The organism is Haloarchaeobius caseinilyticus (genome assembly GCF_051207395.1).
GTDB lineage: Archaea > Halobacteriota > Halobacteria > Halobacteriales > Natrialbaceae > Haloarchaeobius.
Genome location: NZ_JBPJZC010000001.1, coordinates 1,441,937 through 1,454,215 on the forward strand (window position 1 = coordinate 1,441,937; position 12,279 = coordinate 1,454,215).

General features: G+C 65.2%; 15 protein-coding genes. 7 read left to right on the top strand and 8 right to left on the bottom strand.

The window, feature by feature from the left end; genetic code table 11:
* Nucleotides 1-65 precede the first annotated feature (65 nt).
* On the top strand, nucleotides 66-383 hold the full coding sequence (locus ACSC1P_RS07605) for a DUF7968 family protein (protein WP_435359537.1): 318 nt from the start codon (nucleotides 66-68) through the stop codon (nucleotides 381-383).
* Nucleotides 384-401: 18 nt separating this feature from the next.
* Here the strand turns inward: ACSC1P_RS07605 and ACSC1P_RS07610 are convergent, their stop codons facing one another.
* Both ACSC1P_RS07610 and ACSC1P_RS07615 read right to left on the bottom strand, forming a co-directional pair.
* The gene (locus ACSC1P_RS07610) at nucleotides 402-875 is read right to left on the bottom strand and encodes a DUF5812 family protein (protein WP_435359538.1); all 474 of its coding nucleotides are present in this window, start codon (nucleotides 873-875) and stop codon (nucleotides 402-404) included.
* A 44-nt stretch (nucleotides 876-919) separates the two neighbouring features.
* Entirely contained in the window at nucleotides 920-1,435 is a 516-nt protein-coding gene (locus tag ACSC1P_RS07615; RefSeq protein ID WP_435359539.1) for a DUF8056 family protein, read from the bottom strand.
* A gap of 226 nt (nucleotides 1,436-1,661) precedes the next feature.
* Between ACSC1P_RS07615 and ACSC1P_RS07620 the strand changes: the two genes are divergently transcribed.
* The 4 genes from ACSC1P_RS07620 to ACSC1P_RS07635 all read left to right on the top strand — a co-directional run bounded on the left by ACSC1P_RS07620 (nucleotide 1,662) and on the right by ACSC1P_RS07635 (nucleotide 4,375).
* The gene (locus ACSC1P_RS07620) at nucleotides 1,662-1,853 is read left to right on the top strand and encodes a hypothetical protein (protein ID WP_435359540.1); all 192 of its coding nucleotides are present in this window, start codon (nucleotides 1,662-1,664) and stop codon (nucleotides 1,851-1,853) included.
* Nucleotides 1,854-1,894: 41 nt separating this feature from the next.
* Complete coding sequence (locus ACSC1P_RS07625) at nucleotides 1,895-3,187, top strand: phosphoglucose isomerase-related protein (RefSeq protein ID WP_435359541.1); 1,293 nt, start codon at nucleotides 1,895-1,897, stop codon at nucleotides 3,185-3,187.
* An 80-nt stretch (nucleotides 3,188-3,267) separates the two neighbouring features.
* Nucleotides 3,268-4,101 (top strand): CPBP family intramembrane glutamic endopeptidase, encoded by an 834-nt coding sequence (locus ACSC1P_RS07630; protein WP_435359542.1) that lies wholly within the window; start codon nucleotides 3,268-3,270, stop codon nucleotides 4,099-4,101.
* A 136-nt stretch (nucleotides 4,102-4,237) separates the two neighbouring features.
* Nucleotides 4,238-4,375 (top strand): CopG family transcriptional regulator, encoded by a 138-nt coding sequence (locus ACSC1P_RS07635; protein ID WP_435359543.1) that lies wholly within the window; start codon nucleotides 4,238-4,240, stop codon nucleotides 4,373-4,375.
* A 4-nt stretch (nucleotides 4,376-4,379) separates the two neighbouring features.
* Here the strand turns inward: ACSC1P_RS07635 and ACSC1P_RS07640 are convergent, their stop codons facing one another.
* On the bottom strand, nucleotides 4,380-4,841 hold the full coding sequence (locus ACSC1P_RS07640) for an NOB1 family endonuclease (protein ID WP_435359544.1): 462 nt from the start codon (nucleotides 4,839-4,841) through the stop codon (nucleotides 4,380-4,382).
* Complete coding sequence (locus tag ACSC1P_RS07645) at nucleotides 4,842-5,087, bottom strand: PRC-barrel domain-containing protein (protein ID WP_435359545.1); 246 nt, start codon at nucleotides 5,085-5,087, stop codon at nucleotides 4,842-4,844.
* 153 nt (nucleotides 5,088-5,240) lie between these two features.
* Here ACSC1P_RS07645 and infB point away from each other — a divergent pair, with 153 nt between their 5' ends.
* Both infB and ACSC1P_RS07655 read left to right on the top strand, forming a co-directional pair.
* Nucleotides 5,241-7,052, top strand: coding sequence for a translation initiation factor IF-2 (gene infB / locus ACSC1P_RS07650; RefSeq protein ID WP_435359546.1), 1,812 nt, complete (start codon nucleotides 5,241-5,243; stop codon nucleotides 7,050-7,052).
* 359 nt (nucleotides 7,053-7,411) lie between these two features.
* A complete protein-coding gene (locus tag ACSC1P_RS07655; RefSeq protein ID WP_435359547.1) occupies nucleotides 7,412-8,077 on the top strand; it encodes a helix-turn-helix domain-containing protein in 666 nt (221 codons plus the stop codon).
* Here the strand turns inward: ACSC1P_RS07655 and ACSC1P_RS07660 are convergent, their stop codons facing one another.
* The 4 genes from ACSC1P_RS07660 to ACSC1P_RS07675 all read right to left on the bottom strand — a co-directional run bounded on the left by ACSC1P_RS07660 (nucleotide 8,078) and on the right by ACSC1P_RS07675 (nucleotide 12,195).
* Complete coding sequence (locus ACSC1P_RS07660; RefSeq protein WP_435359548.1) at nucleotides 8,078-10,396, bottom strand: CPBP family glutamic-type intramembrane protease; 2,319 nt, start codon at nucleotides 10,394-10,396, stop codon at nucleotides 8,078-8,080. It abuts the gene before it with no gap.
* Nucleotides 10,393-11,151 carry an ABC transporter ATP-binding protein gene (locus ACSC1P_RS07665; protein ID WP_435359549.1) on the bottom strand — a complete coding sequence of 253 codons (759 nt, stop codon included), beginning with the start codon at nucleotides 11,149-11,151 and terminating at the stop codon, nucleotides 10,393-10,395. Before ACSC1P_RS07665 ends, ACSC1P_RS07660 begins: the two co-directional genes overlap by 4 nt.
* Nucleotides 11,152-11,293: 142 nt before the next feature.
* Nucleotides 11,294-11,689 (bottom strand): DUF5811 family protein, encoded by a 396-nt coding sequence (locus tag ACSC1P_RS07670; protein WP_435359550.1) that lies wholly within the window; start codon nucleotides 11,687-11,689, stop codon nucleotides 11,294-11,296.
* An 83-nt stretch (nucleotides 11,690-11,772) separates the two neighbouring features.
* On the bottom strand, nucleotides 11,773-12,195 hold the full coding sequence (locus ACSC1P_RS07675; RefSeq protein WP_435359551.1) for a hypothetical protein: 423 nt from the start codon (nucleotides 12,193-12,195) through the stop codon (nucleotides 11,773-11,775).
* Between the last annotated feature and the right edge of the window lie 84 nt (nucleotides 12,196-12,279).

Here is a 12,279-nt window from a genome sequence, read left to right on the forward strand (position 1 = left end):
CGAATCCACCACTGCACTGAGAGGACCGCCACACGCTTTTGCCCGCGCTGGCCGTATCCTCCAATATGGTTCGAACTGCGACGCGTGTCGTCCTCTCGTATCCCGAGGACCTCTCCGGCTGGGGGCGTCAGCAAGTCGACACGGGCCACTTCAAAGCGTGGCTTCGCAAGAGCCACGAGACGGCCGCCGTCGGTGACGTGTGGGAAGAGTTCGTCGACGTTGGCTGCTGCGGGAGTACCTACGACGTACCCCTCCAAGTCGAATCGGTCGACGGCGGCACAGCGATGGCTCCCGAGACGGAGATTTCGTACACCACACGCGAGGCTTGCGGTATCGAAGGTGGCTGGAAAGTACAGAGTCAGGCCGGGCCGGAGAACGACTGAAGAGCCGCGTCGATTCGCTCAGTCCGGCAGGTATCGCACGTTCAACACACCGTGTTCGACAGAACGTCGAACCTCGACGCGAACCGCGTCGAGTCTGGCCGCGCGGGCGACCGTCTCGTCGTCGTCGAGGACGTCCTGTGCGGCCTGTTCGGTCTCGGCTGGCGGCACCGACAGCACGTGAACCTCGCCCGTTCCGGCACGCTGGACGCGTTCGATGTCGCCGGTCTCTTGCTCCTCGGCGATGTCCAACGCCTGTTTCGTCGGCGAGAGGTCGCTGTCGACCACGTCGACGGTCCGGCGGAAGTCCTCTTCTTCGACCGCCCAGACCACGTCCATCGGTGGGACCGATTCGAGCGTCGCACCGACGACCATCAGGCGCTCGTAGCCGTCGTTCTCGTCGAGCGTGTGAATCTGGCCGGTCTCTACGTCGCGGAGGATGGCCGACCCCTCGTCCGCTTCTGTGACCAGGAACGTCGCGGTCTTCGCTGGCATAGCCGGTCGTAGCGCGCCGAGCCCCTTTCGAGTTTCGTCCTCGGTTACGACCCGCGTTCGACGCCGAGGATGCCCAGCGCGCCCAGTACCGGCGGCACCAGCCCCGCCAGCGGCGGCAGGTCGTACAGGAACTGAATCGTCGCACCGAGCAGTGGCGTCGCCGGTGCTGGGTCGCGATACGCCGCCGGCGCGGAGATGAGCAGCGCGACGTACAGCGACAGGAGGAAGAAGAATCCTGCCACGGCGAGCAGGAAATCGGTCTGCGGCGACGACCGCTCGTCACGGACTCGACGCGCCGCGTAGAAGGGCGGCGCGAGCATCGGACCGAGCAAGAGCAGGCCGATCCACGGGAGCATCGCCCGCGAGAAGGTGTTGAGTTCGCCCTGCCCGAGCGTCCACTTCACCCACTGCGGAATCGCCAGCACGAGCAACAGCGCGACGAACACCGCGGTCAGCGCGCTGATGACGGTGTAGAGTCTGAGCAGGCGCGAGTCACTGCGGACGCCGTTGCGGAACGACCGCACGACGACGCTGTATCTGCCCACCGATTCGTCGCTCATCGAGTGAGGCTATCGGCCGCGTGGCTAAAAAGGCCGCGAGAAGCGACTGGGCGGAGGCCCGGACGACTGAACCCAAACAACCGGTCTGGCGCGCGCTGGCGAGTGTGGCTGAACGAAGTGAAGCCCACGCAGCCGAAATCGCGCGAGGGATGAGCCAGACTGAACGGAGTGAAGTCTGGCGAATCGGATGGGGAGGGTGTGGCGAGGGCAGTGTGGGAGGACGGCGGTGCGGTCATGTACCGTCGTGATTCGTGGACTGCTTGTCGAACCCAGCAATCGTGACAGCAGAGACGCGATTCGTGAACTGCTCGTCGACGACAGCAGTCACAGCGACGAACACGACAGCAATCACAACTACGACAAACACGACAACAGCCACAGCGACGACGAACAGAACACCACGAAACCACACTACTAGTTACAGGAACGATTTTCAAGAACCACCGAGACAGCCAGAGTATGCGAGTAGACATCGGCAACGCCCTGGCTTCTGAAGCCTCGCCGGGCATCTCACGCGACGCGCTCGACCGACTGGACACACAGGTCGCGGCCGCCCACGAGCGCATCGAGCGCGGGATGGCCGAGAACGAACACGGCTACGCGGCACTGAACCTGCCCGACACGGTCGACACTGACGCTATCGAGTCGGCAGTCACGCCGTTCGACGACAGCGAGGCGGTCCTGAACGTCGGTATCGGCGGGAGCGCGCTGGGCGCGGCGACCATCGCCGACGCACTCGAAAGCGACGTAGACGCCTACTTCCTCGACAACGTGGACCCGGAACACGTCTCAGGACTGCTGGCGGACCTCCCGCTCGATAGAACGACGGTCAACGTCGTCTCGCGCTCGGGCACCACCGCGGAGACGCTCGCCAACTTCCTCGTCGTGCAGGAAGCGATGGAGGCCGCAGGCGTCGACTGGACCGAGCGAACCTTCGTGACGACTGGCGAGTCCGGCCCGCTCCGGACGCTCGCGGACCGCCACGACCTCCCCTCGCTGCCGGTCCCCGACGGCGTTCCGGGCCGTTTTGCGGCACTGTCGACGGTCGGGCTGGCCTGCGCCGCGATTCAGGGCCACGACCTCGACGCGCTCGTGGCGGGCGCAGCCGACCAGAAGGAGAAACTCTCCGGGTCGCTCTACGACTCGCCGGCGTACGCCTACGGCGCGATTTCGTACGCACTGGACGTTCGCGGCGCGTCGGTCAACGCCATGATGCCCTACGCTGAGTCGCTGGAGACCTTCGCCGAGTGGTTCGCGCAACTGTGGGCCGAGAGTCTGGGTAAGGACGGCCTCGGTCAGACGCCAGCGCGGGCACTGGGTGCGACCGACCAACACTCGCAGTTGCAGTTGTACCGGGCCGGCCCGCGGGACAAACTGGTCACGCTCGTGCGCCCGACCGACTACGACGACACGCCGATTCCGGACACCGAGTTCGAGGCCATCGCCTACCTCGGCGACCACGGCCTCGGCGACCTGCTCGACGCCGAGTTCGAGGCGACCGAAGCGAGTCTGGCCGCGGCGGGCCGGGCGAACGTCCGGGTCGAACTCGACCGCGTGGACGAGTATGGCATCGGCTCGCTCCTCTACGCGATGGAGGCCGCCTGCGTGCTCGCCGGCGAACTGTACGGCGTCGACACGTTCGTCCAGCCGGCGGTAGAGTGGGGAAAGAACGCGGCCCGTGGCCTGCTCGGCGGCGGCGAGTTCGAGGAAGCCGAGGCCGTCGCCGACAAGGTCGAACTCCGTATCGAGTGAGTTGGCAGACGCCTGCGTCCGTCGCGGAGAGCCTACACACGTAGCAGAGAGCCTATATCGCTTCGACAGATAGAGCAGGTATGAACGATTCCCTCGCGTCGGGGGAGGGCGGCGGCTCACCCGGCAGTGGTCCCGAGACGTCCGTAGCCGGGACCATCAAGTCGGTCCTACAGCTCGCACTCCTCGGGTTCAGCTCGTTGGCCGTGTTGTTGGTCTACCAGATCGTCCTCTACGTCGGCGCGACGGCGACGTTCGGGAGCATCGACACCGGGTCAGCCGCCGCGCAGGTCATCTCCGTCCTCAGCCTCGGCCTGGCGACCGGGTCACTCGCGGCGTTGTACATCAGGTACTCCGACCTCGACTGGTCGTTCGTCGACCTGAAGTGGCCCAGCCTCCGTGACGTCGGTCTCGCACTGGGTGGGTTCGTGGTCCTCCTGCTGGGCTTTTTCGCGGTCACGCAACTGTTCACGATTCTCGGTATCAACACCGCCCAGCACAGCACGACGGAATCGGCCTCGCAGTCGGGGAACCCCGCGCTGTTGCTCCCGCTGATTCCGCTCTCGCTGCTCATCATCGGCCCGGGTGAAGAACTGCTCTACCGCAACGTCATCCAGAAGTCGCTGTATCCGAAGCTCGGCAAGCCCGCCGCAGTCGGCGTCGCGAGCGTCATCTTCGCACTGGTCCACATCCCCGCCTACGCCGCGGGCGGCGCGGGCTGGGCGGCCGTCGGCAGCACGCTGCTCGTCATCTTCGTGCTCTCGCTCGTTCTCGGGGGAAGCTACGCCCTTTCTGGCAACATACTGGTACCGGCGTTCATCCACGGCCTGTACAACGCGCTGTCGTTCTACGCGACGTACACCCAGATGGTGAACGACAGCACCGAAGCCCTCGTCACGCTGTTTACTCTGTTCTGAGTGTCGGGAGAAAAACACTCGAAAACGACCCGATTGTCCGTACAAACTCCGTGCAGGACACCTCATGCTCCGAACGTCTTCGTCTTACGATTGTCTGACAAACCTTTTTCGACAGGTAGCCCGTGTGTCTGATTGCATGTCGAAGCAGTACTCACTCGTCTGTGGGGACGACGTGGGTGAACAGATCGACCGACTCGCGCACGAGTACGGCCTCACGGAGCAAGCAGTACTCCGACAGCTCATCGCGCGGGGCCTCGAACAGTGCGAGAACTGAGGGGTCAGTTCGAGGGGTTCTTTCGGGAGAGCGAACTCCCGCAGATGGGGCAGCGGTCCTTGTTTTCGTCGAACTCACGACCACAGCCCTGACACTGGAACAGCCAGTCACGCCGCTCGTCGATGCCGTCTCTGGCGATGGCTTCGACGGTGACGTTCAGGCGCTCGGCGACGTTCTGCATCGCGTAGTCGTCGGTGACGAGCGTGGCGTCGAGTTCGAACGACGCGGCGACGAGTCTGATGTCGGTGTCCGACAGCACGTCTAAGTCGCCGGTCTCCTTCGCGGCGCGTCGGACGCGGTCGGTCGTCTCCGAGTCCGGGATGTGGATGTGCATCCCCGCACCTTCCATCGCGTCGTACCGGTAGACGTTGTCGCCTTCCAGTTCCTCGCGGACCATGGGGACGGTGGCGGTGTCGTTCGTCGTGTGGTACTCGTGGATGAACGCGGAGGTGTCGAGTACGTGCATCTACCGGGAGACGACGATGTAGTCTTTGACTGCCTGCACGCGCTCGACCGGCACACGGAAGCGGCCGTTCTCGTCCTGGTCGAAGTCGATGGTTCGCGTCGGCGTCTCCTCGTCGGGTTCGATGACGAGGTCGAACAGTTCGCCGCTCTTCAGGTCCATCGTGATGTTGTACAGCATCCCGAGTTCCGTCCCGTCAGAGCCCATGACGGACTTCCCGGAGAGGTTCTCGGCGAGTATGTCGGACATACCACCCCCTTCCAATGCGCGACTATTAAACGCCACGGGGTCAGACGTGTCGGAAGACCAGAATAATCGTGGGTTGGACCGCCGACACGGTTACGATGGAATTATACGCGGCGCGAGAATCTGATTCGGTAACGACCTTCTCAGGTGGAACTCATGTCGAATCCGGATACTTCTGAACCGAACGGAGGCGGTGGAAACCTCAGGACACCCATCGTCGCCGTCCTCGGACACGTCGACCACGGCAAGACCAGTTTACTCGACAAGATACGCGGCTCGGCCGTCATCGAAGGCGAGGCCGGGGCCATCACCCAGCACATCGGGGCCACTGCGGTCCCGCTGGACGTGGTGTCGGAGATCGCCGGGTCACTCGTCGACCCGACCGACTTCGACCTGCCCGGCCTGCTGTTCATCGACACGCCAGGGCACCACTCCTTCACGACGCTTCGCTCTCGCGGTGGCGCACTCGCCGACATCGCCATCCTCGTCGTGGACGTGAACGACGGCTTCCAGCCCCAGACCATCGAGGCCATCAACATCTTGCAGGACACGGCGACCCCGTTCATCGTCGCCGCGAACAAGGTCGACACCGTCCCCGGGTGGCGCTCCGAGGAGGGTGCGCCCATCCAGAAGGTGTACGAGTCCCAGTCCGACCGCGTCCGCAAGGACGTGGACGAACGACTGTACAACATCATCGGCGAACTCTCTGACAACGGCTTCTCTGCGGACATGTACTGGCGGGTACAGGACTTCCAGAAGAACGTCGGTGTCGTCCCCGTCTCCGCACTCACCGGCGAGGGTATTCCGGACCTGCTCGCCGTGATGATGGGCCTCTCCCAGCGCTACATGAAGGAGGCTATGGCCATCGACGTGACCGGCCCCGGCGTCGGGACCGTCCTCGAAGTCAAGGAAGAACGCGGCTTCGGGACCACGCTCGACGTGGTACTGTACGACGGCATCGTCCGCGAGGACGACACCATCGTCGTCGGCGGAGAGAACGGCCCCATCGTGACCGACGTGCGGGCGCTGCTCCAGCCCCGCCCGCTGGCCGAGATTCGCACCGAGAGCCGCTTCGAACGCGTCGACGAAGTGAAGGCCGCATCCGGTATCAAAATCGCTGCACCGGACATGGACGAAGCGATGGCTGGCGCACCGGTCCGCGTCGTCCGCGACCGAGACCTCGACGAAGTCGTCGCAGAGGTCGAAGCCGAACTCGCCGAAGTCGCCGTCGAGACGGCCGAACAGGGCGTCGTCGTCAAGGCAGACACGCTCGGGTCACTCGAAGCGATGGCGAACGCGCTCGGAGAAGCCGAGATTCCCATCGTCCGCGCCGAAGTGGGCGACATCGCCCCGCGCGACATCTCCGTCGCCTCGACCGCCGAGGACGACCTCCACAAGACCATCCTCGGCTTCAACGTCGACGTTCTCAAGGACGCCGAGGACCGCGCCGACATCGACGGCGTGCGCATCTACACGGACGACGTCATCTACCAGCTCATCGAGGAGTACGAGGAGTACGTCGCGGAGACGAAGAAGGCCCAGCAGGACACCGTGATGGAGAACATCGCCCGACCTGCTCGCTTCCAGATTCTCCCCGACCACACGTTCCGCCAGAACAACCCCGCCGTCGTCGGTGTGGAGGTGCTGGCTGGGACGATGAAGAAGAACATGAACGTCGTGAAGTTCGAGGGCAACGACCCGAAACGCGTCGGCCAGCTCAAAGGCATTCAGGAGCAGGGTGACGACGTGGACGAGGCTCGCGCGGGCGACCGTGTCTCGGTCGCCATCGACGGCCCGACGGTCGGCCGCCAGATCAACGAGAACGACGAACTCTGGATCGAACTCCCCGAGAAGCACGCGAAGATTCTGGAACAGGAACTGAAAGAGGAGATTCCGATGGACGAGCGCGAGGCACTCTCGTTCTACCTGGAGAAGCGGCGTAAGATAGACCCGTTCTGGGGCAAGTGACGGCCGCTTCGAACCGAGAGACGGCGTAGACACTGGCGGGCTGTTTTCGTGAAGGCGAAAGGTTGTGGACGGTAAGTGGACCTACAAACACGCACCCCCCTTATCGAGCACGTGTGAAGCGTCATCGTCGATAGCCGTCCACTCGTCGTGGCCCCGTCGCGAACGAGACGACGCGACCTGATGGTGAATTCTATCGCCACTGGGAATGTACTAACGCTTGCACACTACGGTAGTACTTAGGGCCGGTCGGTTTCGACCACGATTGCCGTGTCGTGCACGAGGAAGTTCGCGAGACCACCCCGGCGGATTCGTCCCTCGTACAGGGCTTTATCGACGCTCGCGTGGTACTCTATCCTGTGATGGCTGTCATCGTTGAACTCAGTATACCCCCGGACGCCTTCGACCTCGGGCGCGTGACCGCCGTCGCCGACGACATCCACCTCGAACTGGAGCGTGTGGTGCCGACTGGCGGCGAAGTGATGCCGTTCTTCTGGGCGAGAGGCACGGACTTCGAGGAGTTCGAGCGACACGTCCGGGAGAACAAACTTGTCGAAAGATTGACCGCGCTCACCAAGGTCGACGACCGCATCCTCTACCACGTCGTCTGGGGTGACACGGTGTCGAACCTGACCGAGATTCTCTCCGCCACGGGCGCGACCATCCTCGAAGCACACGGAAACAACCCGTGGCAGTTCCGGCTTCGTTTTCAGGACCACAGCGGGCTGAAAGACTTCCACAACCTCTGTCGGGAGCAAGAAATCGAGTTCCGAGTCGAGCGAATATACACGCTCGAAGAAGTAGAACACGAGGGCTTCGTCCTCGATTTGACGCCGGAACAGCACGAAGCCCTCGTCACGGCGGTCGAACGCGGCTACTTCGGCGTCCCGCGAGGGGTCAAACTGGCGGATATCGCCGGCGACCTCGGCATCAGCCAGCAGGCAGCGTCAGAGCGGGTCAGACGTGGCACAGACTCCGTCCTTCGGAAGGTGCTGTTGCCGCGGTCGGCGGCCGATTTGTCGAAGTAGTCACAGCAGTAACAGCAGCGCGACCGCTAGCGCGTTGCTCACACCGTGACAGAGGATGGGGACGAGCAGATTGTGCGTCCGCGCGTACACCGTCCCCCAGACGACTGAGACGGCGAAGAGTTGCGCGACGGCCATCCCGATGGCCGCCGTCGTCCCGGTGTACACCGGCATGTGCGCGACCGCGAACACCGCAGAGCCGACCAGCACCGCCCCTGCCGTCGTGAACGAGCGGTCGAGGTTGCGCTGGATGACGCCGCGGAACAGGAGTTCTTCGATGGGTGCGTTCACGAGTAACACGAGCGGAATGAGCGAGACGAGCAGGCCAGCGCCGCCCGTCGCCGCGTACTCCGTGATGGTGTGACTCGCGACCGGTAGGTCGTAGTACCAGACGAACACGGCGACGCCCATCTCGACTGCACCAGTCGCCGCGATGCCCAGCACGATGTACGAGAAGTCCGTCAGCGAGGGGACGTACACGTCCAGCCCGCGGAAGCCCTCGCCGAAGCCCTCGACGACGAGGACGGCCACGAGCAGGTAGCCGAGGTAGCCAGCGACGACGATGAGGACGAACCCAGCGACGCCTTCCAGCGGGACGAGAACGAACGCGGCCAGCCCGACCGCCGAAGAGACTAACGTGCCGAGGACCGCGACGCCCACCGCGAGGTGGACGGCGAGCCGTCGCGACCAGCGGAATCGGTCCGGTGGCTTCCCGTAGCCCTCGAACGATTCGACGGCGTACCGATACGAGCCATCGGTCACGAGGACGAGCAGGCCGAGCAGGAAACACCCGACGATGAGTGGGTCGAAGTCCGCGAGCAAGAGCGCGGGGCCGACGACTGCCAGCAACGTCGTGACCGCGAGGTGGTAGACCACCGCGGTGAACGACGGGGCGACGCTCTCGACCCGGTCGAACAGTTGTGTGGCCGTGAATCGGGGTGCGAGCGTCCCGACGCCGAGGGCGAAAGTGGCACTCGCGAGCGTGAGGACCGCCCAGAAGCTGCCGACCGCCACGGCGTCGAGCGGGGCGATACCGGCGGCGAGTAGCGCGACCGTGCCACCCAGCACGAGTGGGACGCCGACCGACACCCCGAGCAGGACACGAGCGCGCAGGATAGTGTGTGCCGATGTCGACGAGAGCAACAGCTGCGCCAGCATCTCCTCTTCTTCGCCGAGCGGGTTGAGGCAGAACAGCGCCCCAGCGAACCAGACGCCGAGCAGCCCGAGCGAGACGCCGACGAGCACGAGTGCGTACTCGGGGAAGACTACCGCTGGAACCAGCAGGAGGCCGAGGACGAACACGTAGTAGAACACGTAGACGAACCGGTGCGGGGCCCGAACTGCACGCCACCAGTAGCGGGTCGCGACTCGACGAATCGGCGAGCGCGACTCGGCCCGCTGTGACCGGGTATCGACTCGGCGGTCGGCCGAATGCGGCGGGTCGGCGTACCAGAACCGGGGGGCGAACAGGGCGATGACCGTCAGGGTGCCGGGGATGGTGAGGACGACGGCGAGACAGGCGACGACCGTCGCCGTCGTCACGACTTCGACCGCGGGCGTCCCGACGAACAGCAGGTCTGCGTACCAGCCGAGTCGTGAGAGTGGGTCACCGGCCGGCAGGACTGGTGCAGTGATGCTCCCGGGTGAGAGCGTGGAGCCACCGCTGACGGTTGGCTGCCAGTGGCCGCCTGCGGCACTGCTCCCGACGAGCGCGCCGAAGCCACCCGCGACGACGGCGGCTGTGACACCACCGAGCGCGCCGAGGACCTGTCGGACGGCTTGTGGCAGCGGTACTCGTCGTAGGACGAGTCGCGCGATGAGCCCGACTGCGTACCCGAACAGGATGGCCGCGACGAACAGCGTGGCGATGGCGACGGTGCCCACCACCGCGAGAATCGGTGACCCGGCACCGACCGCGACGACGAGGACGAGCAACGTCGCCGGAGCGAGGAACGCGACCGACCACTCCAGCAGGTCCGCGAGGACGAGCCCACGAATCAGCGTGGGGGTCGGCACGGTCGTCAACACCATCTCGCGGGCGTCGAGCGAGAGGACTCGCCGCCCCGCCTGCAACGCGCCGAGGACGACGAAGAACAGGACGAACCCGGGCAGGTAGTATCGAGCGGCGTGGACCGGCGACGTATCGCCCGCCGCCAGCGCTCGGCCGACGGCCAGTCCGAGTTGGACGAGGACCACGAGGACCGGCGCGAGCAGCACCAGTGCGAGCGCGAGCAGTGCCTCGTGATGGCGGCTCTTGACGTACCGGCGACCGTTGCGCCGCACTTCGGCGCTGGCGATGCGCCAGACGACGCCGCGGCTCACGCCGTCGCCTCCGACCGGTCCGCGGTCAGGTCGAGGAACACTCGTTCGAGCGACTGCTCCCCGTCGGCGACGCGCTGGACGAGTGCTGCCGGCGGGCCTTCCGCGACCAGCCGACCGTGGTGAAGGACACCGACTACGTCGGCCAGTTCTTCGACCACGGGCAGCGCGTGCGAAGAGAGGAAGACCGTCGTCCCCTCGTCCGCCAGTCCGTCGATGAGGTCTAAGACCTCGCGGGCCGCCCGCGGGTCCAGCCCGGAGGTCGGCTCGTCGAGTAACAGGACTTCGGGGTCGTGCAGCATCGCCTGCACCAGCCCCACCTTCTGTCTGGTCCCCCGCGAGTACGACTCGATTCGTTCGTCGGCCACGTCGCTGAGGCCGACCCGAGCCAGCAGCTCGTCGATACGGCGGGCTGCCACGTCGGGGTCCATCCCGCGCAGGTCCGCGACGAACGCCAGTTGTTCGTGTGCGGTGAACTCGTCGTACAGCGGCGGCTCGTCGGGTAAGTAGCCCACCCGCGGTTTCAGTGCCTCTCGGTCGGCGATAGTGACGCCAGCGACCGACGCCGTGCCCGCCGTCGGCGGGACGAGCGTCGTCAACATCCCCATGGTCGTCGTCTTGCCCGCCCCGTTCGGCCCGAGGAACCCGTAGACGGCCCCTCGCGGCACGGCGAGGTCGAGTCCTTCGACGGCGACGACCGGGCCGTACACCTTCCGAAGCCCAGACGCCACGATCGCGTACTCCTCCCCCCGTGTCATGGATAGAGAATGGAGTGCCAGAGAAATATCTCGTGTCCTCCCAGCGGGTTGCTACGGGGACGTTAGGTTAGTTCCTGTCCGGAGAACGTGACGTTACGCGTTCGTCAGAGCGCGAATCGAGACGAGATGTGTCCTGCTGTGGTTACCGAGCCGTCGGCGTTACCGAGTCGGAGATGGCCAGTTTCACCTGCAACGCGGCCGAGGCGGCCAGACCACGGGCAACCTCCGCCTGGTCGTCGGGGTCGATGAGGTGGTCACCTTCGAGGTCGTCGATATCCGGCGTGAAGCCAGCGCTGACGGGGCTACCGACCGGCGGCTGGACCGCGACGGTCGCCTGTGGCCCACCGACACCCTGCGTCACGTCGCCGTCGACGAGATACTCGTCGGGCAGGAACTCGCGGGTGCGCGAAGCGATGGCCGACACCTCCGCTCGAAGCGCCCGTTTCTGGTTAGTCGACAGTTCGGGAACGTCAGCACTCGAGCGTTTCCCTGCCTGCGTGACACCCGGACGGCCGGCGTACGGTGTGTTTCCGTTCATAAAAACTCGCTACGCAAACGTACGCACTGCGCCGGTTAAAAAGTGTTCGGCTGCGGAGACCGAAATCGGCCGGGTGACCGCCCTCACAGTCCGTCGACCTGTCGGCGCGTCCGGTCAATGACTGCCGTCTGGACCATCTCGCCCGGGGTCTCGAACGCCGTGGTTCGCGAGAGGAACGAACTGTGTTGCGTGGACTGTGCGTCCTGCGCGTCGGCGTCACGGGCCGCGAAGGCACCGGCCACGTCCGCACCCCACGGGCTGGCCGCGTGGAACGCGGCGAAGTCGTCGAAGTCAGTATGTGCCGCCATGAATCCGGGCGTGAACAAAAGCGGGAGGCTGTCCGTGTCGCCGTCGCCGACGGCCTCTGCGAGCGCGGTACTCTCCTGTAAGACGAGCGTGAGCGATTTGACCTGTGCCTCGGTGAACTCGCGGTCGGCGACACCCAGTGCCCGCGCGAGCCCCGGTCCGATGAGGTCGGCGACATCCGACCCCGAATACGTCTCCATGGGCGTGGCTGGGTGGCCGTCGGTCTAAGCGTTTCGGGCGAGACCTGTCAGAAACAGTGCGAACTTCTATATCGAAACCCGGAC

What these genes read in the sequence shown, in the direction of transcription:
- ACSC1P_RS07675 (WP_435359551.1), bottom strand. Translation starts at nt 12,195, where the DNA reads ATGGAGACGTATTCGGGGTCGGATGTCGCCGACCTCATCGGACCGGGG.
- infB (WP_435359546.1), top strand. Translation starts at nt 5,241, where the DNA reads ATGTCGAATCCGGATACTTCTGAACCGAACGGAGGCGGTGGAAACCTC.
- ACSC1P_RS07645 (WP_435359545.1), bottom strand. Translation starts at nt 5,087, where the DNA reads ATGTCCGACATACTCGCCGAGAACCTCTCCGGGAAGTCCGTCATGGGC.
- ACSC1P_RS07630 (WP_435359542.1), top strand. Translation starts at nt 3,268, where the DNA reads ATGAACGATTCCCTCGCGTCGGGGGAGGGCGGCGGCTCACCCGGCAGT.
- ACSC1P_RS07635 (WP_435359543.1), top strand. Translation starts at nt 4,238, where the DNA reads ATGTCGAAGCAGTACTCACTCGTCTGTGGGGACGACGTGGGTGAACAG.
- ACSC1P_RS07605 (WP_435359537.1), top strand. Translation starts at nt 66, where the DNA reads ATGGTTCGAACTGCGACGCGTGTCGTCCTCTCGTATCCCGAGGACCTC.
- ACSC1P_RS07665 (WP_435359549.1), bottom strand. Translation starts at nt 11,151, where the DNA reads ATGACACGGGGGGAGGAGTACGCGATCGTGGCGTCTGGGCTTCGGAAG.
- ACSC1P_RS07670 (WP_435359550.1), bottom strand. Translation starts at nt 11,689, where the DNA reads ATGAACGGAAACACACCGTACGCCGGCCGTCCGGGTGTCACGCAGGCA.
- ACSC1P_RS07615 (WP_435359539.1), bottom strand. Translation starts at nt 1,435, where the DNA reads ATGAGCGACGAATCGGTGGGCAGATACAGCGTCGTCGTGCGGTCGTTC.
- ACSC1P_RS07610 (WP_435359538.1), bottom strand. Translation starts at nt 875, where the DNA reads ATGCCAGCGAAGACCGCGACGTTCCTGGTCACAGAAGCGGACGAGGGG.
- ACSC1P_RS07655 (WP_435359547.1), top strand. Translation starts at nt 7,412, where the DNA reads ATGGCTGTCATCGTTGAACTCAGTATACCCCCGGACGCCTTCGACCTC.
- ACSC1P_RS07625 (WP_435359541.1), top strand. Translation starts at nt 1,895, where the DNA reads ATGCGAGTAGACATCGGCAACGCCCTGGCTTCTGAAGCCTCGCCGGGC.
- ACSC1P_RS07640 (WP_435359544.1), bottom strand. Translation starts at nt 4,841, where the DNA reads ATGCACGTACTCGACACCTCCGCGTTCATCCACGAGTACCACACGACG.